Raw genomic sequence first — 24722 nt, 5'->3', positions numbered from 1 at the left:
GCTAATACTTTTTATAGAAACGAGGAGGAAACGCGGAATGGAAATATTAAAAGTTAAAGCAACGTCGGTCCCTAATTCTGTAGCTGGTGCACTTGCAGGTGTTATTCGCGAACGCGGAACAGCAGAAATTCAAGCCATTGGTGCAGGTGCATTGAACCAAGCGGTAAAGGCAGTAGCAATTGCAAGAGGATTTGTAGCGCCTAGTGGTTTGGACTTGATTTGTATCCCAGCGTTTACGGATATTATGATTGATGGGGAAGAGCGTACAGCAATAAAATTAATTGTAGAACCTCGTTAAGTTTAAACAACCTGTTTGCAGTATGCAAACAGGTTGTTTTTATAATGGAGGAATGGAAATGAAAATATTTGATGCCCATTGTGATGTACTCTTTCAGTTATGGAATGCGAAGGGGAAAAAGGATTTTAAACATGATTCGCAATTACATATTACGTTTGAACAGTTAAAGAGAAGAAAAGGAAGTATACAATGTTTTGCTATATATGTTCCAGAAATAGTGGCGTATGAAAAAAGATTTGAAGTGGCATTACAAATGGTAGATATTTTTTATAATGAAATTTTATCACTACCGGGTGTAAAGTTTATTCGAACAAAAGATGATATGAACATGTTAAAACAAGACGAGATTGGAGCGATATTAACACTAGAAGGATGCGAAGCACTTGGAAAAGATGAAATGAAATTACGGTTGTTTTATCGCCTAGGAGTACGTTCTTTTGGGCTAACATGGAATTATGCCAATTTATTAGCTGATGGTGCACTAGAGATGCGTGGGGCAGGTTTAACGACTTTTGGTAAACATGTTGTACAAGAACTGAATGCATTACATGTATGGACTGATGTTTCTCATTTGAATGAAAGAAGTTTTTGGGATGTGATTGAAATTGCAAGAAATCCAATTGCCTCCCACTCAAATTGTAGGAAACTTTGTCAGCATCCACGTAATTTAAATGATGAACAAATTAAAGTTCTTATAAAGCGAAATAGCGTGATTGGTGTTACTTTTGTACCACAGTTCCTAACAAGTGAAAAACAAGCGAATATAACAGATATAATAAGACATATCGAATATATTTGTTCGTTGGGGGGAGAGAACAATATAGGATTTGGTTCGGATTTTGATGGGATATTAGAAACGGTTGTAGATGTATCAGCGTATGGAGATTATGAAAATGTAATTAACGAGCTTTGTAAACACTATGCTGCATCTACTGTAGAGCGATTTTTATATGACAATTTTGTTGAACATATAAGCTTTTAAAATTTTTGTTTTAAAAATCCAGAAAAATTAGAATTAATTCATTTGATATTATTGCTTTTTTTAAGACCTAATACTAGAATGAAAAACAAAATAGCTTTATACTAAAGATTCAGGGAAATCAGAAGAGGCATAATTTGCGTCCATTGTAGTTTATTTGCATAAAAAATGCTAAACTATTACTGTAAAAAAATACACTACAATGAATGCAGCCAAAAGGGGTGTAGGAGATGATTAGTCAACTTTCATGGAAAGTTGGAGGCCAACAAGGTGAAGGAATTGAAAGTACAGGAGAAATCTTCTGTATTGCATTAAACCGATTAGGATATTACCTATACGGTTACCGCCACTTCTCATCACGTATAAAAGGCGGCCATACAAATAATAAAATTCGTGTAAGTACAACAGAAGTACGCGCGATCTCAGATGATTTAGATATTTTAATTGCTTTTGATCAAGAAACAATTGATTTTAACTTCCACGAATTACGTCCAGGTGGGATTGTAGTTGCAGATGCGAAATTTAATCCGACAATACCTGACAATACAGATGTAAATCTATATGTGATACCGTTTACAGATATTGCTTCAGAATTAGGCACATCATTAATGAAAAACATGGTTGCTGTTGGAGCATCAAGTGCGGTATTAGGATTAGATGAAACAGCTTATTTAGATGTTGTTGAAGAGATCTTTGGTCGTAAAGGAGAGCAAGTCGTTCAAAAGAACATGGACGCAATTAAGCGCGGCTCTCAATATATGAAAGAGTTACTAGGTGAAAAAGTAAACATGATGCAGCTTGAAAAAGCTGATGGTCAGAAACGCATGTTTATGATTGGGAACGATGCAATTGCATTTGGTGCAGTAGCTGGTGGTGCTCGCTTTATGTCTGCATATCCAATTACACCTGCATCAGAAATTATGGAATACTTAATTAAAAAATTGCCAAAAGTCGGCGGAACAGTAATCCAAACTGAGGATGAAATCGCAGCTTGTACAATGGCAATCGGTGCAAACTATGCTGGTGTTCGTACATTAACTGCGTCTGCTGGTCCAGGTCTATCTTTAATGATGGAAGCAATCGGTTTAGCAGGTATTACAGAAACGCCATTAGTAATTGTTGATACACAACGCGGTGGCCCAAGTACAGGATTACCAACGAAACAAGAGCAGTCTGATTTAATGGCAATGATTTACGGTACGCACGGTGAAATTCCCAAAATCGTAATGGCGCCAAGTACAGTGGAAGAAGCTTTCTATGATATTGTAGAAGCGTTTAACTTATCTGAAGAATATCAAGTACCTGTTATTTTCTTAACAGATTTACAGCTTTCTTTAGGGAAACAGACAGTAGAACCACTTAAGTTAGATAAAGTGGAAATTCGTCGCGGTAAGCTTGATTTAGAAGCGGAATTACCAGAACGTGAAAATAAAGCATACTTCAAGCGTTATGAAGTAACAGAAGATGGCGTTTCACCACGTGTTTTACCTGGTATGAAAAATGGTGTTCACCATGTTACAGGTGTAGAACATGATGAAACGGGTAAACCATCTGAATCAGCTATAAACCGTAAAGATCAAATGGACAAACGTTTCCGTAAAATGGAGAACTTGAAGTTTAATACCCCTGTTTATAAAAATGTTAAGCATGAAGAAGCAGACGTATTGCTTGTTGGATTTAACTCAACTCGTGGTGCGATCGAAGAAGCAATGGAACGCTTAGAACAAGAGGGTATGAAAGTAAACCATGCTCATGTGCGTTTAATTCACCCGTTCCCAACAGCTGAAATCGATCCACTTGTGAAAAATGCGAAGCGTGTTGTAGTGGTAGAAAACAATGCAACAGGTCAACTTGCTAACATTATGAAAATGAATCTTGGTAACGGTGAGAAAATTTCTAGTCTTTTAAAATATGATGGGAACCCATTCTTGCCGAAAGAGATTTACAACGAATGCAAAAAAGGGGTTGTATTAAATGGCAACATTTAAGGACTTTCGTAACAGTGTAAAACCAAACTGGTGCCCAGGTTGCGGAGACTTCTCAGTGCAAGCTGCAATTCAACGTGCGGCAGCTAACGTTGGCCTAAATCCAGATGAACTTGCTGTTATTTCTGGTATCGGCTGTTCAGGTCGTATTTCAGGATATATTAATTCATATGGTGTGCATAGTATTCATGGTCGTGCCCTGCCAATTGCGCAAGGTGTGAAAATGGCAAACCGTGATTTAACAGTTATCGCATCAGGTGGTGACGGTGATGGATTTGCGATTGGTATGGGACATACGATCCATTCTATTCGTCGTAACATTGACATTACGTACATCGTAATGGATAACCAAATTTACGGATTAACAAAAGGGCAAACTTCACCACGTAGTGAAGCTGGATTCAAAACGAAAAGTACACCACAAGGTTCAATTGAACCGTCACTAAATGTTATGGAAATGGCTTTAACAGCTGGTGCGACATTTGTGGCGCAAAGCTTTTCAAGTGATTTAAAAGAATTAACACAAATTATTGAAGCTGGTATTAATCATAAAGGATTTTCATTAATTAACGTGTTCAGCCCATGTGTTACTTACAATAAAGTAAATACTTACGATTGGTTTAAAGAGAATTTAACAAAACTAAGTACAGTAGAGGGATATGATCCGTCTAATCGCATGATGGCTATGCAAACATTAATGGAAAATAACGGATTAGTAACTGGTTTAATTTATCAAAATACAGCGCAACCTTCATACCAAGAACTAGTAAAAGGATATAGTGAGAAGCCTTTAGTGCAATCTGATTTAAATATGGATCAGAAAATGTTTGATGAACTTGTTGCTGAATTTATGTAATATAAGAAGAGGAGGTTGCCATTTGGCAACCTTTTTTTATGAGTGAAAATAAGGTAGCCTTGTTTACTTAGAAAATTCAGAATGGTACAATAATATGTAAATCGTTGTATGGAAATGGTAAGTTCATTGCTAATAAAATGTAAGATAAGACAGCGCCAATTTTTTGTTAAAATTGGCGAAACGCTTCATACTATGGTAATGTTTATAGGGATAAAGCAATATGCTTTTTAGTAGGACAAAAAGAAATATAAAAAGGGAATGTCTATTTGTGTGGGGAAGACTTCATTCTTATAGATGATTAGATTGGTTACTCAAGTTTCAAAGGACAAGTTATCTCTCAAGCTATCTAACCATTTTTGAGGTGGGTCTAAGCGCATTAAAATGGACTATAAAGTGTGTATAGTTAAGGGTGAAAGGAGATTACCGATGAACGAGCAACAACGATTAGCAAGTCAACAAGCAAATTCCTCTAAGAAAAAAGAAGAGAAAGATTATAGTAAATACTTTGAAAGTGTATACCAACCACCTTCCTTAAAAGAGGCGAAAAAGCGAGGGAAAGAAGAAGTTAAAATTGAACGGGATTTTGGCTTACCTGAAGAGTTTCGCAATTTCGGTACAGGAAGAAAGTTCTATATTCGTACATATGGTTGTCAAATGAATGAGCATGATACAGAAGTAATGGCGGGTATTTTCACTGCACTTGGATATGAACCAACCTTTTCAACTGAAGAAGCAGATGTAGTATTATTAAATACTTGTGCTATTCGTGAAAATGCTGAAAATAAAGTGTTCGGTGAACTAGGGCATTTAAAGGCGCTAAAACGAAGAAATCCTGATCTTTTAATTGGTGTATGTGGTTGTATGTCTCAAGAGGAATCTGTTGTAAATAAAATTATGCAAAAAAATCAGCATGTAGATATGGTGTTTGGAACGCATAATATTCATAGATTACCGTACATTCTAAAAGATGCAATGTTCTCGAAGGAGACGGTAGTTGAAGTTTGGTCCAAAGAAGGAGACGTAATTGAAAATCTTCCGAAAGTACGTCGTGGTGATATTAAAGCTTGGGTAAATATTATGTATGGCTGTGATAAGTTCTGTACATATTGTATCGTACCGTATACACGCGGAAAAGAGCGAAGCAGACGTCCAGAAGACATTATCCAAGAGATTCGTCATTTAGCTGCGAATGGTTATAAAGAAATTACGTTACTTGGACAGAACGTAAATGCATATGGTAAAGACTTTGAAGATATAGAATACGGTCTTGGCGATTTAATGGACGAACTCCGTAAAGTTGATATTGCCCGTATTCGTTTTACAACGAGCCATCCACGCGATTTCGATGATCACTTAATTGAAGTGCTTGGAAAAGGTGGCAACTTAGTAGAACATATTCACTTACCAGTTCAATCTGGAAGCACAGAAATGTTAAAAATTATGGCGCGTAAATATTCACGTGAGCATTATTTAGAGCTTGTAAGAAAAATTAAAGAAGCAATTCCAAATGCGGTATTAACAACTGATATTATCGTCGGTTTCCCGAATGAAACAGATGAGCAATTTGAAGAAACGATGTCGTTATATCGTGAAGTAGGGTTTGATACTGCCTTTACCTTTATTTATTCTCCGCGTGAAGGTACACCAGCTGCAAAAATGAAAGACAATGTACCGATGGAAGTAAAGAAAGAACGTCTGCAACGCTTAAATGCATTAGTAAATAAATTGGCAATTGAAAAGAATAATCGTTATAAAGGTCAAATTGTAGAAGTGTTAGTTGATGGGGAAAGTAAAAATAATCCAGAAGTACTTGCAGGTTATACTCGTACGAATAAACTTGTAAATTTCGTTGCTCCAAAGTCTTTAATTGGTCAGCTTGTGAAAGTAAAAGTAACGGATGCAAAAACTTGGTCTCTTAACGGAGAATTAGTTGAAGAGCCGATTGAGGTGGAATAATAGATGAAAGTATATTCGAAAGATGAAATTGTTGAGCAAGCGAAAGAATTAGCAAAAATGATTTCTGAAACAGAAGAAGTTGATTTCTTTAAGAAAGCAGAGGCGCAAATTCATAAAAATGAAAATGTGAAGCGCGCAATTGATGAAATTAAAGCACTGCAAAAACAAGCAGTAAACTTGCAACATTACGGGAAATGGGAAGCTTTGAAAAAAGTAGAAGCTGAAATTGATGCCCTGCAAGATAAGTTAGATAGTATCCCAGTTGTACAAGAATTTAAATCTTCACAAACATATGTAAATGACTTACTACAGCTAGTTGCAAGTACGATTTCTAACAACGTAACAGATGAAATATTAATTTCAACTAATGGCGATGTATTGAAGGGTGAAACGGGCGCAGCGGTAGAAAGTAAAAAAGGAAATTGTGGTTGTTAAAGAGATGTCGAATTGACATCTCTTTTTTTAGTGGATTAAACGTAAGTTCTTCTCAAAAAAAGAATGACACATTCCGCTATTGTCACGCATATGATTAAGTGAATAGTGATTGAGGAGGGTTACGAATGTCCGAATTTAGAGAGATTATTACAAAAGCAGTGGTTGGAAAAGGACGTAAGTATACAAAGTCAACGCATACATGTGAATCGAATAATGAGCCAACAAGTATTTTAGGGTGCTGGGTAATTAACCACTCGTACGAAGCAAGAAAGAATGGAAAACATGTGGAAATTGAAGGTTTCTACGATGTGAACACTTGGTATTCATTCGATGGCAATACAAAGACAGAAGTTGTAACAGAACGTGTAAACTACACAGATGAAGTAAGCATTGGATATCGTGATAAAAACTTTTCTGGTGATGATTTAGAAATTATTGCTCGTGTCATTCAGCCACCAAATTGTTTAGAAGCTCTTGTATCACCAAATGGTAATAAAATTGTTGTAACGGTAGAACGTGAATTTGTAACAGAAGTAGTTGGCGAAACGAAAATTTGTGTAAGTGTAAACCCTGAAGGTTGTGTAGAATCAGATGATGCTTTCCAAATTGAAGATGATGAGTTTGAAGAGTTAGATCCGAACTTTATCGTTGATGCAGAAGAAGAGTAATAGAAAGCTAGGGAGAAGTTCTTCCTAGCTTTTTACTTTACATAAGTGGTGCTTAGATGAACATGATTGCTAATGAAATGTGCTATAATGAAGAAAGACTCCTGAAATAGGAGATAAGAGTGTCCGTGAAATGTGACATATATGAATATAGATTATTATGTAAGAATTATGGAGGATAAGTATGACGCAATATACGCCTATGATACAGCAATATTTAAAAGTTAAGGCAGACTATCAAGATGCCTTTTTATTTTTCCGCTTAGGTGATTTTTATGAAATGTTCTTTGAGGATGCGGTTAAAGCAGCCCACGAACTTGAAATTACATTAACGAGCCGAGACGGTGGTAGTAGTGAACGTATACCGATGTGCGGTGTACCGTATCATGCGGCTAAAAACTATATTGAACAACTTGTTGAAAAAGGATATAAAGTAGCGGTTTGTGAGCAAGTAGAAGACCCAAAAACAGCTAAAGGTGTAGTGCGCCGTGAAGTAGTACAATTAATTACGCCAGGAACGATGATGGAAGGGCGTACGATTGATGAGAAAGAAAATAACTTTTTAGCCGCATTAACACATTTTGAAGATGGATCATATGCGTTAGCTTGTAACGATTTAACGACTGGGCAAAATACAGTAACGTTATTGACTGGTTCAGTAGAAGATATTTTATTAGAAGTGTATGCAACTGGTTCGAAAGAAATTGTTGTAGATTCTTCCTTTTCTAAAGATGAACTAAACAAGTTAACTGAAACGTTAAAAATGACGATTTCATATGAAGATGCAACGGCAATTCCTGAAGGGCTAGAACATCTTGTGAAAAATGTTTCACAAGCAAAGTTAATTAAAGCAGTTGGGCGCTTATTTAACTATGTAATAAGAACGCAAAAACGTTCATTAGATCATTTGCAGCCTGTGGAAATTTATTATACGAATCAATTTATGAAGATTGATGTGCATTCAAAGCGAAATTTAGAGCTGACAGAAACACTTCGAACGAAAGAAAAAACAGGATCATTATTATGGCTATTAGATAAGACGAAGACTGCTATGGGTGGTCGTATGTTAAAACAGTGGATGGAACGTCCACTTATACAGAAAGAACGAATTGAAGAGCGTTTAGAAATGGTTGAAACGTTTGTAAATGATTACTTCTTGCGTGAAGATTTAAAAGAAAAGTTAAAAGAAGTATATGATTTAGAACGTTTAGCAGGGAAAGTTGCATTCGGTAATGTAAATGCAAGGGACTTATTACAGTTAAGACGATCTTTACTGCAAGTACCAGCTATTTTAGAAGCGATTAGTTTGTTAGATAACGCGTATGCAGCGAGATTAATTCAAGGTGCAGATCCATGCGAGAGCTTAACAGAATTACTAGGAAGAAGTATTCAAGAAAATCCACCGCTTTCTATTAAAGATGGAGATATTATTAAAGATGGTTATAATGACAAGCTTGATCAATATCGTTACGTGAGTAAAAACGGAAAAACGTGGATTGCTGAGCTTGAAAAACGAGAGCGTGATATTACAGGAATTAAATCGTTAAAAATCGGATACAACCGTATTTTCGGTTACTACATTGAAGTAACGAAAGCGAACCTTGGAGCATTACCAGAAGGCCGTTATGAGCGTAAACAAACGCTTGCTAATGCGGAACGTTTCATTACAGATGAACTAAAAGAAAAAGAAACATTAATTTTAGAAGCTGAAGAAAAAATTGTACAACTAGAATACGATTTATTTACAGCGCTTCGTGAAGAAGTAAAAGTATTTATTCCGAAATTACAGCATTTAGCGAAAGTGATTAGTGAATTAGACGTACTGCAAAGTTTTGCGACAGTGAGTGAAGAGGAACAGTTTGTAAAACCTGTACTAACAATGAAGCGCGAAATCTTTATTAAAGATGGTCGTCATCCTGTCGTTGAAAAAGTATTGAACGGGAAATTGTATGTACCGAATGATTGTATTATGCCAGAGAATATGGATGTATTTTTAATTACAGGACCGAACATGTCTGGTAAAAGTACGTATATGAGACAATTAGCACTTGTAACGGTTATGTCGCAAATCGGTTGTTTCGTACCAGCAACAGAAGCAGTATTACCTGTATTTGACCAAATCTTTACGAGAATTGGCGCAGCAGATGATTTAATTTCAGGTCAAAGTACATTTATGGTCGAAATGTTAGAAGCGAAAAATGCAATTGCAAACGCATCAGAAAGAAGTTTAATTTTATTTGATGAAATTGGACGCGGTACATCTACGTATGATGGTATGGCACTTGCACAAGCGATCATAGAACATATTCACGACCAAATTGGTGCAAAAACGTTATTCTCTACACATTATCATGAATTGACAGTGCTAGAAGAAAGTTTGGATCAACTGAAGAATGTACACGTTTCAGCTATTGAAGAGAACGGAAAAGTAGTATTCCTTCATAAAATTCAAGACGGGGCAGCAGATAAAAGTTACGGAATTCACGTTGCGCAACTTGCGGAGCTTCCAGATAGCTTAATTGCTCGTGCGAAAGAAGTGTTAGCGCAATTAGAAGGACAAGAAGAAATTATTATTCCAAAGCGTGTAGAAGTGAAAATGCAAGAGCAAGAAGTAATTCCAGAACCTGTAGTTGTAAAAGAAGCGCCAGTAGAAATAGAAGAAACAAAGGTAGAGAATGAAGAAGAATCACAACTATCATTCTTTGGTGGAGAACAGTCCCCGAAAAAACAAGGCAAGCCAGTTCTAGATACAAAAGAAACGGCAGTACTTGCGCAAATTAAAAAAATTGATTTACTTGATATGACACCTTTAGAAGCGATGAATGAACTGTATCGCTTACAGAAAAAGTTAAAGAAAGGATGAGTAAGTAGATGGGGAAAATTCGCAAACTCGATGACCAACTCTCAAACTTAATTGCGGCAGGGGAAGTAGTAGAGCGTCCGGCCTCAGTTGTAAAAGAACTTGTGGAAAATTCTATCGATGCGAATAGTACATCTATTGAAATCCACTTAGAAGAAGCTGGGTTATCGAAAATTCGTATCATTGATAACGGTGATGGTATTGCAGAAGAAGATTGTATTGTCGCTTTTGAACGACATGCGACGAGCAAAATTAAAGATGAAAACGATCTGTTTCGCATAAGAACACTCGGTTTCCGAGGTGAGGCATTGCCGAGTATTGCCTCAGTTAGTGAATTAGAATTAATCACTAGCACAGGTGATGCACCTGGTACGCACCTTATTATTAAAGGTGGAGACATTATAAAGCAGGAGAAAACAGCGAGCCGAAAAGGAACAGATATTACAGTACAAAACTTATTCTTTAATACACCAGCGCGTCTTAAATATATGAAAACTATTCATACAGAGCTTGGGAATATTACAGATATCGTATATCGTATTGCAATGTCACACCCAGAAGTATCGTTAAAGCTATTTCATAATGAAAAGAAATTGCTTCATACATCAGGAAATGGTGATGTAAGACAAGTACTTGCATCGATTTATAGCATTCAAGTTGCAAAGAAGCTTGTTCCAATTGAAGCGGAATCTTTAGATTTCACAATTAAAGGCTATGTAACATTACCAGAAGTAACGAGAGCATCTCGAAATTATATGTCAACGATTGTAAATGGTCGTTACGTTCGAAATTTCGTATTAATGAAAGCTATTCAGCAAGGATACCATACATTATTGCCAGTCGGACGATATCCAATCGGCTTCTTATCGATTGAAATGGATCCAATGCTAGTTGACGTTAACGTACATCCTGCGAAATTAGAAGTTCGTTTTAGTAAAGAACAAGAATTGCTAAAGCTTATCGAAGAAACATTGCAAGCAGCATTCAAAAAAATACAGCTCATTCCAGATGCGGGTGTGACAACGAAGAAAAAAGAAAAAGATGAAAGTGTGCAAGAACAGTTCAAGTTTGAGCATGCGAAGCCGAAGGAGCCATCTATGCCGGAAATTATTTTACCGACAGGCATGGATGAAAAACAAGAAGAACCGCTGGCAGTGAAGCAGCCAGCACAACTGTGGCAACCGCCGAAGCAAGAATGGCAACCACCACAGTCGCTCGTAAGAGAAGAGCAAAGTTGGCAACCATCTACTAAACCGATAATGGAAGAACCGATTCGAGAAGAGAAATCATGGGACAGTAACGATGAAGACTTTGAATTAGAGGAATTAGAAGAAGAAGTTCAGGAAATAGAAGAGATTGAAATGAACGGTAATGATTTGCCGCCACTTTATCCAATTGGACAAATGCATGGAACATATATTTTCGCTCAAAATGATAAAGGCTTATATATGATTGACCAGCATGCCGCGCAGGAACGTATTAATTATGAATACTACCGTGATAAAGTAGGACGAGTAGCACAAGAAGTACAAGAACTACTCGTACCATACCGTATCGATTTATCTCTTACCGAATTTTTACGTGTCGAAGAGCAACTAGAAGAACTAAAAAAAGTTGGACTATTTTTGGAGCAATTCGGTCATCAATCCTTTATCGTCCGCTCACATCCAACGTGGTTCCCGAAAGGACAAGAAACAGAAATTATCGATGAAATGATGGAACAAGTCGTTAAACTAAAAAAAGTTGATATAAAAAAACTACGTGAAGAAGCAGCCATCATGATGAGCTGTAAAGCTTCCATTAAAGCAAATCAATATTTAACGAACGATCAAATATTTGCTTTACTGGAAGAACTTCGTACAACAACAAACCCATACACATGCCCGCACGGAAGACCAATTCTTGTGCATCATTCTACTTATGAATTGGAGAAGATGTTTAAGAGGGTTATGTAGGGATACTGTTCATAGAGAAAATGGTCTCTAGTTATTTTAATAAAATATAGAAAGAAATAAAAAGGAGCGATAGTAACAATTCGCTCCTTTTTTATATAATTCTTTTGCAACTATATTTTAAAAATTTATAAACTAGAGATAACCTCAACCGATTTACAATTTATATGAGCTTTCTCAATTTGTTGTAAGGAAAGAGGTTTTTATTTTACAGATTTATCGGAATTATGTAAAGTATAGATAAAATCATAAAATGGGGTGTTATCTATGTGTACTAGTTTGACATTACAGACAAAAAACGATCAGCATCTTTTTGCAAGAACGATGGACTTCACATTAGATATGAATCAAGAAGTAATAATCATTCCTCGGCATTACCAGTGGAATAATATAACTGGTGAAATCATTAATACGAAACATGCTGCGGTCGGAATGGGAATTAATCATCAAGGAAGGATCATTATGGCGGACGGAGTAAATGAAGCAGGTATGACATGTGCAACACTCTATTTTCCAGGATTCGCTACTTATAGTCAAAGCATAGATGACAACAAAACGAATTTAGCTCCATTTGATTTTGTGACTTGGAGTCTGACACAATTCAATTCTGTCAAAGAGTTAAAGAAATCTGTAGATAGCCTTACCTTTTTGGACATACCGTTACCGGATTTAGGACTTACGCCACCACTACATTGGATTTTGGCAGATAAATGGGGAGATTGTATTGTACTGGAGCCGACAAATGAAGGATTAAAAATGTATGACAACCCACTAGGAGTGATGACGAATAGTCCGGAGTTTAATTGGCATTTGCAAAATTTAAGACAATACATAGGTCTTAAATCGCAGCCATTCGCGCCAACAGAGTGGAGTAATTTACCATTAAGTGCTTTTGGTCAGGGATCGGGCTCAATGGGACTTCCAGGGGATTTCACTCCACCATCAAGATTTGTGCGGGCAGCATATGGCAAACAAAACATTCAAGGTATAGATAGTGAAGAAGAGGGAGTATCAGCTCTTTTTCATATCTTATCAAATTGCGAGGTTCCTAAAGGTGGAGTAATAACAGAAGAAGGTGCACTAGATAATACCATATATACAAGTGTAATGTGTATGGAGTCCGGAACATATTATTATCATACTTACGATTGTAGACAAATTATAGCCATTCATTTATTTCATGAAAATTTAGATACAGATGAGATTAAAGCCTATCCGTTCCAACGGAAACAAAAAATATTTTATGAAAACTAAGTTGCTTTGAAACAACGTTTAGTAAATTTTTAAATATATATAATAGAACAATAATGGCCTATATAATTCATGGGTGCTTCTTTAACTTTGTGATTCATCATAAATCTACTCCTTTCTCCGATGACTTCAACAAGTAAAATTTTGCTGGTAGGCTTTATTTATAAATAGTAAAGGACAAAAAAGGTGCGGAAAATATCCATACCTTTTTTGTTCTTCCATTATCTATGTATAAAAAAGCGCTGTATATCAGCACTTTTTAAAAGTACATGAGTTGTATAAGAAAGATTTATTAACTATACAAGGCCTAATATAGGTTATTATTTGATTCATTGCTATAAGGGTCTATAAGGTTATTTGTTTTTATTATTATTAATTTTTTCCGTATATAGCACCTGTTCCTTATAGTGTTTTTTAATTGGGAAAGTATGTGTACCAGAGCCGTTTTTGAAATTTTTATTGATAGGATTCTTTAGAGGGATTGTTGTAGTTTCTGTAAATTCATATGGGTAGTTGATTTTAGATTTATCTTCAAACATGAAAAAGCCTCCTTTTAGGATTTCCTGAATTCTTTACTATAACATGATATGCATATAGATTTTTTTTGGACTAGTTATTTATATAGGTTAATGGAATTTAATTACGTAACTACTGAAGTGTTCTAAAGGAAAACAATTCGAGAATGATATTGTATGAATAGCTGCTCGCTATTGTTGTTGTTGTTTAAATTATCATGGTGTATGTGAAATTCTGAAGAGACTTAGTATATATGTCTATCTAACAAGCACTATGTGATGAACTCTTTTATGTTAGGTGAAGTGAATTTTGCATATATATTCGTTATAAATTGTTTTTATAATATGATTCATATAGGTTTTTCCTGATAATATAATGCGGAATATTATAGTGTTATTATGTTATTAGGAACATTTAATGCTGTTTCATAACTGAAAGGGAATTGAAAAAAAACTGAAACTTTTCTCATAAAAATTCAATCTAACTTGAAAAATGAAAGGAAAATGAAATTTTCCAAAAGATATTCTTTGTTAAGATAAAAAGCATACATAAATAAAGTGTTGACATATCTTAAAAATGTATTTTCAAGATATAGTGGGGGAAAAGATGAGAATAGAAAAACAATTAATAAAAAAGATGTATTATGAAACATTTCTAATGGAGAATGTAACAAAATCACCTCTTGACGTACTTGGAGAAGCTTATGTAAACGAAGAAAAAAATGAGGTTTCTGATGGATCTTATATTCGTTTTGCACAAGGTGAATTTTATTATCGCCATCAAGATTTTGAAGCAGCTATTTTTAAATGGGAGAAGGTTAGTAATGAATTAGCACCGTGGGCACAAAAAAATATTGCGGATGCGTATTTCGAACTGAATCAATTATCAATTGCTGAAAATGTATACACTTCCATTACTACTGATAATAAAATATTGATGACTGAAATTAGATTACAATTACTTTCTCTTTACATAGAGCAAAATAATTTTGATTCAGCTTTCGCTGTTATTAAAGAAGCAGTTTCTTTAAATCCAGACTATCCGAATGTTACAAAAATTGCCCGTTCCTTTTATGAGGAACAACAAGATTTTGATAGTGCAGTAGAGCTTGCTGTGAATGAGTTGATTCGAACAGAATCTTATCCGTGGTTTGAGGTGTTAAAAGGATATATCGATAAAGGATTTACTAAACATATTTCACCAGATTATTTTTATGATGCATTAGTTACATTAAATAATGTAGATCAAGTACAATTTACGCAAATGGTTTCATCACTTTGGAACAGTTATAAAAATGAACAAAATTACTTATTGTGGCTTAACACAATAAATGAATTTTTCTTACATATTGAAATAGAGTCTTCCGATATATGGGACAAAATTTCTTCTCTTTACGAAGAAACATACTTTGCATTAATTCAAGGGAAATATACGCTTAGACAATTACACGATATCATTCCCAATCTTTTAACAAATTGGTTGAAAGTAGTTAATCCATCGTATGCTGTATTTCCATCAGCAGCTGTATTGGCATGGGATGAAATTTTTCCTACCCAAATAGATTCATCAAATATAAAACATGCGGAAAACCTACTGTCATATTCTATGAATCATGTGAATGCTTTAGAGTACAGTCTACATCTTTTTGAATCTATTACACAGTGGGCACAAAAGCAAAATATAGAAATAGGTCACCGATTTAGATGGTTAGTTGACGAACTTGCGGATTTAAGAACAAATCGTATTTTAATAACGGGAACTTCAGGGAACGGAAAAACTACATTTATTAACTCTATATTAGGAGAAAATATAGTAGAAAAATCAATTTCAAATGTAGTAGTTTTAAAAAATGATGCTCATACAGAAATTAACGCCATAACAGACGCTGCAATTACAACAACGGAAGATATCTCTGATTACCATAATATGATGTCTCAGCACCATCAAACATATAGAGATAGAGCATGTGTCGAATTTAAATTACCATGCAGATTTTTAAGTGAAAATAAACTTACATTTGTAGTTACACCCGGCTTTAATAGGAATAACGACACTAGGGATGAGGTATTTGAATATCTAAATTCTGTAGATGAATTATTGTTTGTATTGAATGCAGATTCACCTTTTACTGATAAAGAGCGTGATATTCTATTAAACATTCAAGAGCATACACCAAATTTACAAGTGCATTTCTTATTAAATAAAATCGATAACATTTATAGTGAAGCAGAAGTAAAAAGAGTACTACATGATACGGCAACGAGAATAAACACATATTTCCCGCATGCGAGGATTTTCCCTTACTCTTCGTTATATACAAGTAATCAACAATTGAATGAATTAACAGAGTTTATTCATTTTAACTTTAATCATAAAAATATCGATGCAGAACGTACTGAAAAGCTATTATTTTTCATTCGAAAAACAATTACATATCTTTTGGATAAACGAGTTGAGAAAGAAAATAATCTAGTGGATGCTATTAATTGGAATGAAGATATGCTAGTGAAACTAAACGGTAGCATGAATAACCTTACTGCATTTGAGAGGGAAAAAATTCATTTCATTACACAGTCATATCGTACAATGAAAATGGAAATTACGAACGATCTTACTGAAAATATACCGAAGATATTACAGAGTTGTTCTGATTTAATGAGTGAAGACAGTGATTTCGGTCACATGGATACAGAACTAAATAAAGCAATGAACGAAAGAGTGCATAAATATTTAGAACAAACTGTATTACCTAATCTTGCTCTTTCTATGCAAAATTGGATTGCCACTTCTCATAATGAGCTCCTTCAAAGTCAATCGTACTTAGAAGAACTTAGTGAAGGACTTAATTCTTTATTTGGAGAAAATCGAATACAGTTAGAATGTGACTTTAAAGTGCTTGATGACTGGCGCAGAGATACTGACAGAATGACGACTAGAATACAAATGGATGAAGTAAATATTTTACGTCGATTTACGCCAGCACAATTTTTATTGAAAAGTGCCGGTAAATTATTTGGAGTTCTTCCGAAAAACAAAACTATGCTATATAACAAATACAAACAGTATGTAGAAAATGAAGATTATACCGAGGTAACGTATTCTATTATGAAGAAATTTTTCTTGCAATTTGAGCTATTCGAAAACACACAAGAGCGAGATATTCATATATTCTTTAGGAATCCATTTAACTCCTTGAAACAAGCTGTAGAGAATATACAATTAGAAATACAAGAAAAACAAGAGATGTTACATAAAATGAAATCAAACCCTGAAGTTTATCATGATTCCATCATGCTCTTTGAATTGAGATTACGTCAATGTGAAGTGATTTTACATATAGGTGATGATCATGCTTATACAGATGTAAGTTTAGAGACAAGCGTAGAATAAAAATGAAATATATGAAACTGCATCATGTATTATAGGAGAATAAAAGGGAGCAACTATAACGAGTTGCTCCCTTTTCATATTAAGATTATTTTTCAGTCTCTTTAATTTTAGTTTGTACTTCACCAGTTTTAATTTTATTACTTTCTGAGAAACGTAATAAATCGCCTTCAATAATTTTGTCAGACATTCGTAATTCATTTTGTGCACGTTTAATGAGTGCTTCTGCTTCTTCTTTTGGTAAGTCTACAATTTCACCTGTTATGCGGTCATAGAAAGTATTGTTTTTGTATGCATACTTGTCTGTAATGAAGCTACCATCACGTAAAACAACAAAACCGGCATATTCATCCGAAAACATATCATGGCCAAAACGAATATCGTTTGTAGTATCAATTCCTAATAAATTGAGAATAGTAGGTTTCATATCGATTTGTCCCGTAGGCTTTGAAATCGTTCGACCTTCTGTTTGTCCAGGGATATGAATATATAAAGGTGTGCGTTGTAAATTTAAAGTATCAAATTCTGTTATTTGATCTTTTTCTAAAAACTGTGCCATCGCGCGATTATGTTTTTCAGAAATGCCATAATGATCACCATATAAAACAATAATAGAATCATCATACATTCCCTCGGCTTTTAAACGCTCAATAAATTTTTTTATTGATTCGTCTAAGTAACGTGCTGTTACAATATAACGATCAAATACGCCATTACCAGAGTTATATGGTTCAATGAATTGTGTATCTTCATCATACGTAAATGGATAATGGTTCGTTAAAGTAAGAAAACGAGCGTAAAATGGTTGATCAACAGTTTTTAATATATCTACTGATTGATCAAAGTATTCGATATCTTTTAAGCCCCAATTTAAATTTGTTTCGGGCGTAATTTTGTAATCAAGTTCATTATAGTAACGATCATAACCGAGAGCAGAGTACATGATGTTACGATTCCAAAATGTGGCGTTATTCGCATGGAATACAGAAGTGAAATAACCTTGCTGACGTAGAATTTCTGGAGTCGCAGTATAATCATTATTACCATGTGTGAAGAATACAGCTCCTCGATTTAATGGATATAACGACGTATCGATTAGAAATTCAGAATCGGATGTTTTTCCTTGCCCAGTTTGGTGGAAAAAGTTATCAAAGTAATAGCTTTCATTTATGAATTCATTCAAAAATGGTGTAACTTCTTGTCCGTTAACTGTTGCTCCTATTAAAAAGGTTTGCAGGGATTCAAGAGTGACAACAATTACGTTTTTTCCTTTCGCTACACCAAACATATTAGGGTTCGGCTCACTTTGGTTTGCCTTCACGTAGTTTTCAGTTTCTTGTAATTTGCTACTATCAGCAAGTGCCTTTTGTGATCCTGCTTTTACTTGCAGTGTTAAATCATAAACTTGATGCGTGTATAGTCCTAAATTTTTAACAAGCATAACTCGGTCAAATGATCTTGTTAATAGTTCAGGTCGCTCTTTTTCTGCAAGATGTAGATTAGCAAAAAATACACCAATCGTTAAAAGAAAATATAACAAGCGTGCCGGATGAGTTACACGTCCTGTTTGGAAGACTATTGATTTTTTCTTCAATAAAATAAAGAAGAAAATAATGTCTACGAATGCGAGTATAATTTTGTAGTTCAATATTTCTATAATACTGCCGCCTAATTGGCCGAAGTTTGATGTTTGTCCAAGTACTGGTAACGTAACGAAATCGCTATAAAAATCATAGAACATTACATTTCCAACGAGTACGATTGTTAATACGAAGTTGATACATAGCGCGATATAATTTCTTTTTTCACCGGTTGCAAATAATGCTAATCCGACAAAAGCTAATGATGTAGCGAGTGGACTAATAAACAAAATAAGCTCTTGTGTAGAAGATTCAATTTTTAAATCAAAACTGAATCTTGTAATAAGATATGTTTTTAACCATACTGCTAAAGCAATTATTAAAACAAAGCTTATATTTTGCATTTGTAAATTGATTTTATTTTTCATTTTTACTCCTTCTTTTTGTAATTTATTTAACTTGTGTTATATATTGTATTTTTATAACTATTAGAGTATACTGAACCATTTAGCTAATGGTTTCTAAAGGTAATAATATAAAGTATTCACATACGTACAATGAGGAAATTTAAAGCGTAAATCTATTTTTTAGAACAGAGCAGAAAAAGTCATAGTTGTAGTAAAAAATACTTATAGACATCCTAACATATTAAACACTATGATGATGTTACAAAATATCGAACAAATGAAAATGGAAATGAATAGAGGATTTTAAAACTGTTGACATTCAATTTGTGAGAATTGAATGTCAATGGCTATGTTAAATATGTATCTCATAAAACCCTGATTTTTTGTGGGGAAATAGTAAGCTATTACTATGGAAGTTAAAATATTTAATTGCAATCTGAATGAAGGAAATTAAATGTGAGATAAATATTTTCCAACATATAACCCACTTGCAGCAGCTTGAGATAATGAATGAGTGACGCCTGAACAATCCCCAACTAAAAATAGGCCATTTATACTCGTTTCAAAATGATTATTGAGTTTTATCCACAATTAAAACTTTTTTGTTACTTTTAACTAGTGAATAAGCCAGAAAAATGCTACTTACTCCAGCGCCGATAATTGTAACATCATACATATTCTTTCACCTGCTAACGAATAGTTTGTTTTTTATTTTTCTAGTGTATAACAATTTTATGAAGGTAAGAAATAAATTTTATTAATAAAGGGGAGTTTTTGAACTTGACGCTTTTTTAATTTCTTAGAGTGATGAAGTAAATATAAGTGTCTTTATTTACAAGAAGAATTAGTTTTCAAAGACCACTATATCACATGATAAATAAATTCTTACATACAAAAAAACAGACCTTTTAAGTGAAGAGGTCTGTTAATGATTTTAAATGTTATTTAGCGAAGACGTGGTTACCAATTACTGCTACTGTTTGACGTGTCGTAATCCACTTGTCTGTTGATGTTTTCGGGTTATAGAAATAAAGCCAATCAGAATGTATTCCATTTGTGGAGATAGCCTCTTCTACAGCCATTTTTGCTTCTGCGCTTGCAGGCTGATTAATTCTTCCATCTGTAACAGGAGTAAATGCATATCCGTATTTAATAGGTTCATAAATAACGCCTGTTATTGTATTTGGAAAACCTTTTGCGTTTACACGGTTTAGTATAACTTTAGCTACTGCTACTTTTCCTTTATATGATTCGCCACCTGCTTCAGCGGTAACTAAGCGTGCCATTAAGTCTTTTTCTTTTTCTGAAATACTTGAGTTGATTTTTAAATGTTGTCCTGTATAAAGCTTGTTTTCGATTGTGTTGTTCATTTGTTTTATAGATTGAACGGTAACATTGTAACGCTTTGCTATCGTTTCTAATGAATCTCCCGGTTGTACCTGATAAATAATTTGTCCAGAAATGTTCGCAGGCTTGGCGTTTTGGCGAACAGTGATTTCATTTGAGTTGACGGAACCCGGGATATGTAACTGTTCGCCAATGAAAGTTTGATCGTTTCCTTTATTATTAGCCTGTTTAATGGATTGTATTGAAACGCCGTATTGTTTACTAATGCCCCAAAGTGTATCATTCTTTTTTACTGTATGAATGGTAGAAGCTTCAGCTGTACTGTGACTACATACGAATGTAATTGCAGCTGCAGATAAAGGGATTATATGTTTTATTTTTAATAATTTCATTGTAAATCCTCCTAGGAAAAATAAGGTAAAACGGTTAAGTAATGTAGCTTAAAATGTCTACATATAATATTTTAATGTAAGTATATTAGCACATATAAAATAAATAATCATTATAAGTTTCTTATTTATTTAGTGTAGAGTCCGAATATGAAATATTGCATATAAAAATACATTGAAGTTCCTTTAAATTTTTCTAATTTAGGATATGTGAATGATTTTTTAACTTTACTTCTATGTAATATTTCATATTTATGAAATGTTATTTATTTTTTACTCACCAGATTATATTATATTCAATAAGTTTGATATAAAACAGAAAAAGGAGGAATGATAATGAGCAGTAAGAAATTTATTTTGAAATTATTTATATGTAGTACGATATTTATCACATTTGTATTTGCTTTACATGATGAGCAAGTAGTTGCAACAAGCTCTGTTAATGAGTTTGAAAATTGGTCAAAGTGGATGCAACCTATACCTGATAATATCCCATTAGCACGAATTTCAATTCCAGGAACACATGATAGCGGGACGTTCAAATTACAAAATCCAATAAAGCAAGTATGGGGAATGACGCAAGAATATGATTTTCGTTACCAAATGGATCATGGAGCTCGTATTTTTGATATAAGAGGACGTTTAACAGATGATAATACGATAGTCCTTCATCATGGGCCATTGTATCTTTATGTAACACTGCATGAATTCATAAACGAAGCGAAACAATTTTTAAAAGATAACCCAAGCGAAACGATTATTATGTCTTTAAAAAAAGAGTATGAGGATATGAAAGGAGCAGAAAGTTCCTTTAGTAATACGTTTGAAAAAAGTTATTTTGTGGATCCTATCTTTTTAAAAACAGAAGGAAATATAAAATTGGGAGATGCTCGTGGGAAAATTGTACTACTAAAAAGATATGGTGGTAGTAATGAATCTGGAGGATATAATAATTTCTATTGGCCAGATAATGAGACGTTTACCACAACTGTAAATCAAAATGTACATGTAACAGTACAAGATAAATATAAAGTGAGTTATGATGAGAAAGTAAAATCTATTAAAGATACGATAAATGAAACGATGAACGATAGCGAGGATTTAAATCATCTATATATTAATTTTACAAGCTTGTCTTCTGGTGGTACAGCATGGAATAGTCCATATTACTATGGCTCTTATATAAATCCTGAAATTGCAAACTATATAAAACAAAAGAACCCTACAAGAGTAGGCTGGATTATTCAAGACTATATAAATGAAAAGTGGTCACCACTGCTGTATCAAGAAGTTATAAGAGCGAATAAGTCACTTATAAAAGAATAAAGATGATGAGGATAAGAAGCGATAAAATACGTCGCTTCTTATTGAAAATACAGTGTACCTTGTAAATGGAACAATTTTCGAGTTATCTCAATCGATGTTTCATTATGAAAAGACTAAACTTTTAAATCGAATTAATTTCAAATGAAAATTGGCATAAATAATCCTGGGAAAAAGCAACTGATCATAAGTGTTCAGTTGCTTTTTATTTTTAAAGTGGATGAGCAAAAAAATATAAAAGTGGTTGGTCCGTTTTTTGCAAACATCTATTATGATAAGAGAAGAAAGGTAGTATGTTATCAACGTTTTAAAGAGGAAGTTCTTAATAAAAATAGACTGGCCTTAGAGAGGTGAAAATACAATGAGCTTTGCGATTTCACTAGTCGTTATTATTGTAATTGTATCACTGTTTGGGACCGTGCTAGTTGCACGAAATGTAGAGGAGAATTACGGCAAGTCCACAAAGAGAAATGTGAAAAATTTATCTGCCATCTATATTGTCCTTCTTTTTGTTCTACTGCTAGGGGTAACATGGTATGCGGTAATAATTTGATAGTTTGTAACCGAACTGCAACGAGAGCATGAAGCTGGAATTTCAGAAGCTATCGAGTAATTAGAGACGGAGCTATTTTAATATATCCATTTTTGGATGAGAAAATGTGACTAATTAATACTATTTTTACGGTGAATACTGTTAGTAATAAATTGAGGATAGTTCGTTTTGAAAGGAGGCAACTATATGGAATGGAAACCAAATCGTGCAGATAAGACGCCTGTATATAAACAAATAGCGGGTTATATTGAAAGGGGTATTTCTTCAGGTGAGTTTCCTTCTGACAGTAAGTTACCTTCTGAGCGTATGTTAGCAAAAGAATTACAGGTGAATAGGAGTACGATAGTAGCTGCATATGAAGAATTAAAATCACTTGGAGTAGTAGAACGGCAAAAAGGAAGCGGAACGCGGGTGAATATAGACATATGGGGTGTTTCGCATAAACGAATACCAAACTGAGGTAGGTACGTCGAGGACGGGTCATTCTTACCTAATGTACCACTTGTTCAACAAATTCGAACGGAAACACAAAAAAATGACTTAATTAATTTAGCGAGTGGTGAATTGTCACCAGAATTAATTCCGAGTGATAGATTCCGAACGATTTTGTCGGAGAAAACATTTATGGAAAACCTCGGTTATGACCATCCACTTGGAAATGAAATGTTGAGAAAAACAATTGCAGCACATGTTCAGCAATATAAACAAATTGAAGCAGATTCGAATTCTATCCTTATTACATCTGGAGCACAACAGGCACTTAATCTTATCGTTCAATGCTTATTAAAACCTGGTGATGCGATTGCAATTGAGGACCCTTCGTATTGTTTTTCACTGCCGATATTTAAATCAGCTGGCTTAAAAATATTCCATTTACCTGTTGATCAGCATGGAATGAATCCAGATGACTTAATTGATTTGCATAAAAAGCATCGTATTCGTATGGTATTTTTAAATCCGGATTATCAAAATCCAACTGGAACCGTGCTTTCATTGGCAAGGCGTAAAAAGATTTTAGAACTGTCTTCTGAATTTGGCATACCGATTGTAGAAGATGATCCGTATAGTTTAACTTCATTTAATGGTGAAGTGAATCCAACATTAAAATCAATGGATCAAAACGGGAATGTTCTTTATATAAGTTCACTATCAAAAATTGTTGCATCAGGATTACGTATTGGCTGGGTAATTGGCCCTACGCGTGTAATAGAGCGTTTAGCGGATGCGAAGCAGCAAGTTGATTTTGGCCATAGTGTATTTACACAGTGGGTGGCAAATCAATTTTTAGAATCAGAAGATTTTCATGCACATATTACAATGCTTCGTGGACAATTGAAAGAAAGAAGAGATGCGTTAATTAGAAAGCTTAAAGAAATATTAGGGGATCAGGTTGAATTTTTTGTTCCAGAGGGTGGAATACATTTATGGTGCAAAGTGCAAGGAACGTTTGATGAATATCATTTATTAGGCGAATCTATACGAAATGGTGTAGCGTTTGTTCCGGGAAGTGTTTTAGGTACTAAAAGTGAATATATTCGTTTTACTTTTGGGAGAGTGAATATAGAACAAATTCAACTTGGAATTGCACGGTTTGCTGATACGTTAAATGAGATTTCATAACATGGATGTGAGATAGTGAAAAGAGGAGAAGAAATGAAGTACGTGACACTTTTACTTCAAGTATGCGTGATATATATATTTAGCTTAGTTGGTCTATGACTTCTAGTTTTGTAGTTGTTGCAGGAATCACAGGTGCTATTATTGGACCAACAGTACTTAAGTTTTTCCGTATAACGAGTACAATTGGAAAAGGAGTGGGAATGGGCGGCTCATCACATATTATCGGGGTAAGTCGTCTTGTGAAGGAAGGCGAGAAAGAAGCGACGATCGGTTCGGTGACGATGATTGTAACCGGAATACTTATTAGTATATAATTATACCGTATGGAACGAAATTTATATTTTAAAATGTAATGGAGATGAT

Annotated in this window: 17 protein-coding genes and 4 pseudogenes; 16 read left to right on the top strand and 5 right to left on the bottom strand. The window is 34.3% G+C overall.

The genetic code is table 11. The features are described from left to right. The first annotated feature begins 37 nt into the window (after nucleotides 1-37). The 10 genes from spoVS to PDQ68_RS05715 all read left to right on the top strand — a co-directional run bounded on the left by spoVS (nucleotide 38) and on the right by PDQ68_RS05715 (nucleotide 13240). Nucleotides 38-298 (top strand): stage V sporulation protein SpoVS, encoded by a 261-nt coding sequence (gene spoVS / locus PDQ68_RS05760; RefSeq protein ID WP_000404341.1) that lies wholly within the window; start codon nucleotides 38-40, stop codon nucleotides 296-298. Nucleotides 299-356: 58 nt separating this feature from the next. Next, nucleotides 357-1280, top strand: coding sequence for a dipeptidase (locus PDQ68_RS05755; RefSeq protein ID WP_061183977.1), 924 nt, complete (start codon nucleotides 357-359; stop codon nucleotides 1278-1280). Between the two features lie 227 nt (nucleotides 1281-1507). Beyond that, nucleotides 1508-3265, top strand: a complete 1758-nt coding sequence (locus PDQ68_RS05750) for a 2-oxoacid:acceptor oxidoreductase subunit alpha (RefSeq protein WP_000625421.1) — start codon at nucleotides 1508-1510, stop codon at nucleotides 3263-3265. Then, nucleotides 3252-4118: a 2-oxoacid:ferredoxin oxidoreductase subunit beta gene (locus PDQ68_RS05745; protein WP_000190154.1), complete on the top strand. Its 867-nt coding sequence runs from the start codon at nucleotides 3252-3254 to the stop codon at nucleotides 4116-4118. The genes PDQ68_RS05750 and PDQ68_RS05745 overlap by 14 nt, the downstream gene beginning before the upstream one ends. A 426-nt stretch (nucleotides 4119-4544) precedes the next feature. Continuing rightward, nucleotides 4545-6074, top strand: coding sequence for a tRNA (N6-isopentenyl adenosine(37)-C2)-methylthiotransferase MiaB (miaB, locus tag PDQ68_RS05740; protein ID WP_001005374.1), 1530 nt, complete (start codon nucleotides 4545-4547; stop codon nucleotides 6072-6074). Between the two features lie 3 nt (nucleotides 6075-6077). After that, nucleotides 6078-6509 (top strand): YlbF/YmcA family competence regulator, encoded by a 432-nt coding sequence (locus PDQ68_RS05735; protein WP_000870462.1) that lies wholly within the window; start codon nucleotides 6078-6080, stop codon nucleotides 6507-6509. A gap of 125 nt (nucleotides 6510-6634) precedes the next feature. Beyond that, on the top strand, nucleotides 6635-7177 hold the full coding sequence (gene cotE, locus PDQ68_RS05730) for an outer spore coat protein CotE (RefSeq protein ID WP_001288798.1): 543 nt from the start codon (nucleotides 6635-6637) through the stop codon (nucleotides 7175-7177). A gap of 181 nt (nucleotides 7178-7358) precedes the next feature. Further along, the gene (mutS, locus tag PDQ68_RS05725) at nucleotides 7359-10037 is read left to right on the top strand and encodes a DNA mismatch repair protein MutS (RefSeq protein WP_061183979.1); all 2679 of its coding nucleotides are present in this window, start codon (nucleotides 7359-7361) and stop codon (nucleotides 10035-10037) included. 8 nt (nucleotides 10038-10045) lie between these two features. Next, nucleotides 10046-11989: a DNA mismatch repair endonuclease MutL gene (gene mutL, locus PDQ68_RS05720; protein WP_016718294.1), complete on the top strand. Its 1944-nt coding sequence runs from the start codon at nucleotides 10046-10048 to the stop codon at nucleotides 11987-11989. A gap of 264 nt (nucleotides 11990-12253) precedes the next feature. Beyond that, nucleotides 12254-13240, top strand: coding sequence for a choloylglycine hydrolase family protein (locus PDQ68_RS05715; RefSeq protein ID WP_061183980.1), 987 nt, complete (start codon nucleotides 12254-12256; stop codon nucleotides 13238-13240). A gap of 350 nt (nucleotides 13241-13590) precedes the next feature. Here the strand turns inward: PDQ68_RS05715 and PDQ68_RS05710 are convergent, their stop codons facing one another. Continuing rightward, nucleotides 13591-13776, bottom strand: coding sequence for a hypothetical protein (locus tag PDQ68_RS05710; protein WP_000461128.1), 186 nt, complete (start codon nucleotides 13774-13776; stop codon nucleotides 13591-13593). 553 nt (nucleotides 13777-14329) lie between these two features. Between PDQ68_RS05710 and PDQ68_RS05705 the strand changes: the two genes are divergently transcribed. Next, on the top strand, nucleotides 14330-17143 hold the full coding sequence (locus PDQ68_RS05705) for a dynamin family protein (RefSeq protein ID WP_153016910.1): 2814 nt from the start codon (nucleotides 14330-14332) through the stop codon (nucleotides 17141-17143). 85 nt (nucleotides 17144-17228) lie between these two features. Here the strand turns inward: PDQ68_RS05705 and PDQ68_RS05700 are convergent, their stop codons facing one another. The 4 genes and pseudogenes from PDQ68_RS05700 to PDQ68_RS05690 form a co-directional block, all read right to left on the bottom strand. After that, on the bottom strand, nucleotides 17229-19148 hold the full coding sequence (locus tag PDQ68_RS05700) for an LTA synthase family protein (protein WP_000791065.1): 1920 nt from the start codon (nucleotides 19146-19148) through the stop codon (nucleotides 17229-17231). A 429-nt stretch (nucleotides 19149-19577) separates the two neighbouring features. Beyond that, a pseudogene (locus tag PDQ68_RS05695) lies at nucleotides 19578-19712 on the bottom strand (dehydrogenase); the annotation flags it as partial. Next, nucleotides 19699-19803 carry an NAD(P)-binding protein gene (locus tag PDQ68_RS28945; RefSeq protein ID WP_113742457.1) on the bottom strand — a complete coding sequence of 35 codons (105 nt, stop codon included), beginning with the start codon at nucleotides 19801-19803 and terminating at the stop codon, nucleotides 19699-19701. The pseudogene PDQ68_RS05695 and the gene PDQ68_RS28945, both read right to left, overlap by 14 nt. A 265-nt stretch (nucleotides 19804-20068) precedes the next feature. Then, a complete protein-coding gene (locus tag PDQ68_RS05690; protein WP_016718289.1) occupies nucleotides 20069-20866 on the bottom strand; it encodes a cell wall hydrolase in 798 nt (265 codons plus the stop codon). Between the two features lie 333 nt (nucleotides 20867-21199). Between PDQ68_RS05690 and plcA the strand changes: the two genes are divergently transcribed. The 5 genes and pseudogenes from plcA to PDQ68_RS05660 form a co-directional block, all read left to right on the top strand. After that, nucleotides 21200-22189 carry a phosphatidylinositol diacylglycerol-lyase gene (gene plcA, locus PDQ68_RS05685; RefSeq protein WP_016718288.1) on the top strand — a complete coding sequence of 330 codons (990 nt, stop codon included), beginning with the start codon at nucleotides 21200-21202 and terminating at the stop codon, nucleotides 22187-22189. A 31-nt stretch (nucleotides 22190-22220) separates the two neighbouring features. Further along, a pseudogene (locus tag PDQ68_RS05680) lies at nucleotides 22221-22334 on the top strand (GntR family transcriptional regulator); the annotation flags it as partial. Between the two features lie 213 nt (nucleotides 22335-22547). Continuing rightward, nucleotides 22548-22739 (top strand): hypothetical protein, encoded by a 192-nt coding sequence (locus tag PDQ68_RS05675; protein ID WP_000006463.1) that lies wholly within the window; start codon nucleotides 22548-22550, stop codon nucleotides 22737-22739. Nucleotides 22740-22925: 186 nt separating this feature from the next. Then, a pseudogene (gene pdxR / locus PDQ68_RS05670) lies at nucleotides 22926-24359 on the top strand (MocR-like pyridoxine biosynthesis transcription factor PdxR). A gap of 92 nt (nucleotides 24360-24451) precedes the next feature. After that, a pseudogene (locus tag PDQ68_RS05660) lies at nucleotides 24452-24705 on the top strand (LrgB family protein); the annotation flags it as partial. Between the last annotated feature and the right edge of the window lie 17 nt (nucleotides 24706-24722).

This window comes from Bacillus cereus group sp. Bc010 (genome assembly GCF_027716745.1).
GTDB lineage: Bacteria > Bacillota > Bacilli > Bacillales > Bacillaceae_G > Bacillus_A > Bacillus_A pacificus.
Note: the sequence above shows the minus strand (reverse complement) of the source record. Positions and strands in the feature narration are given on the sequence as shown.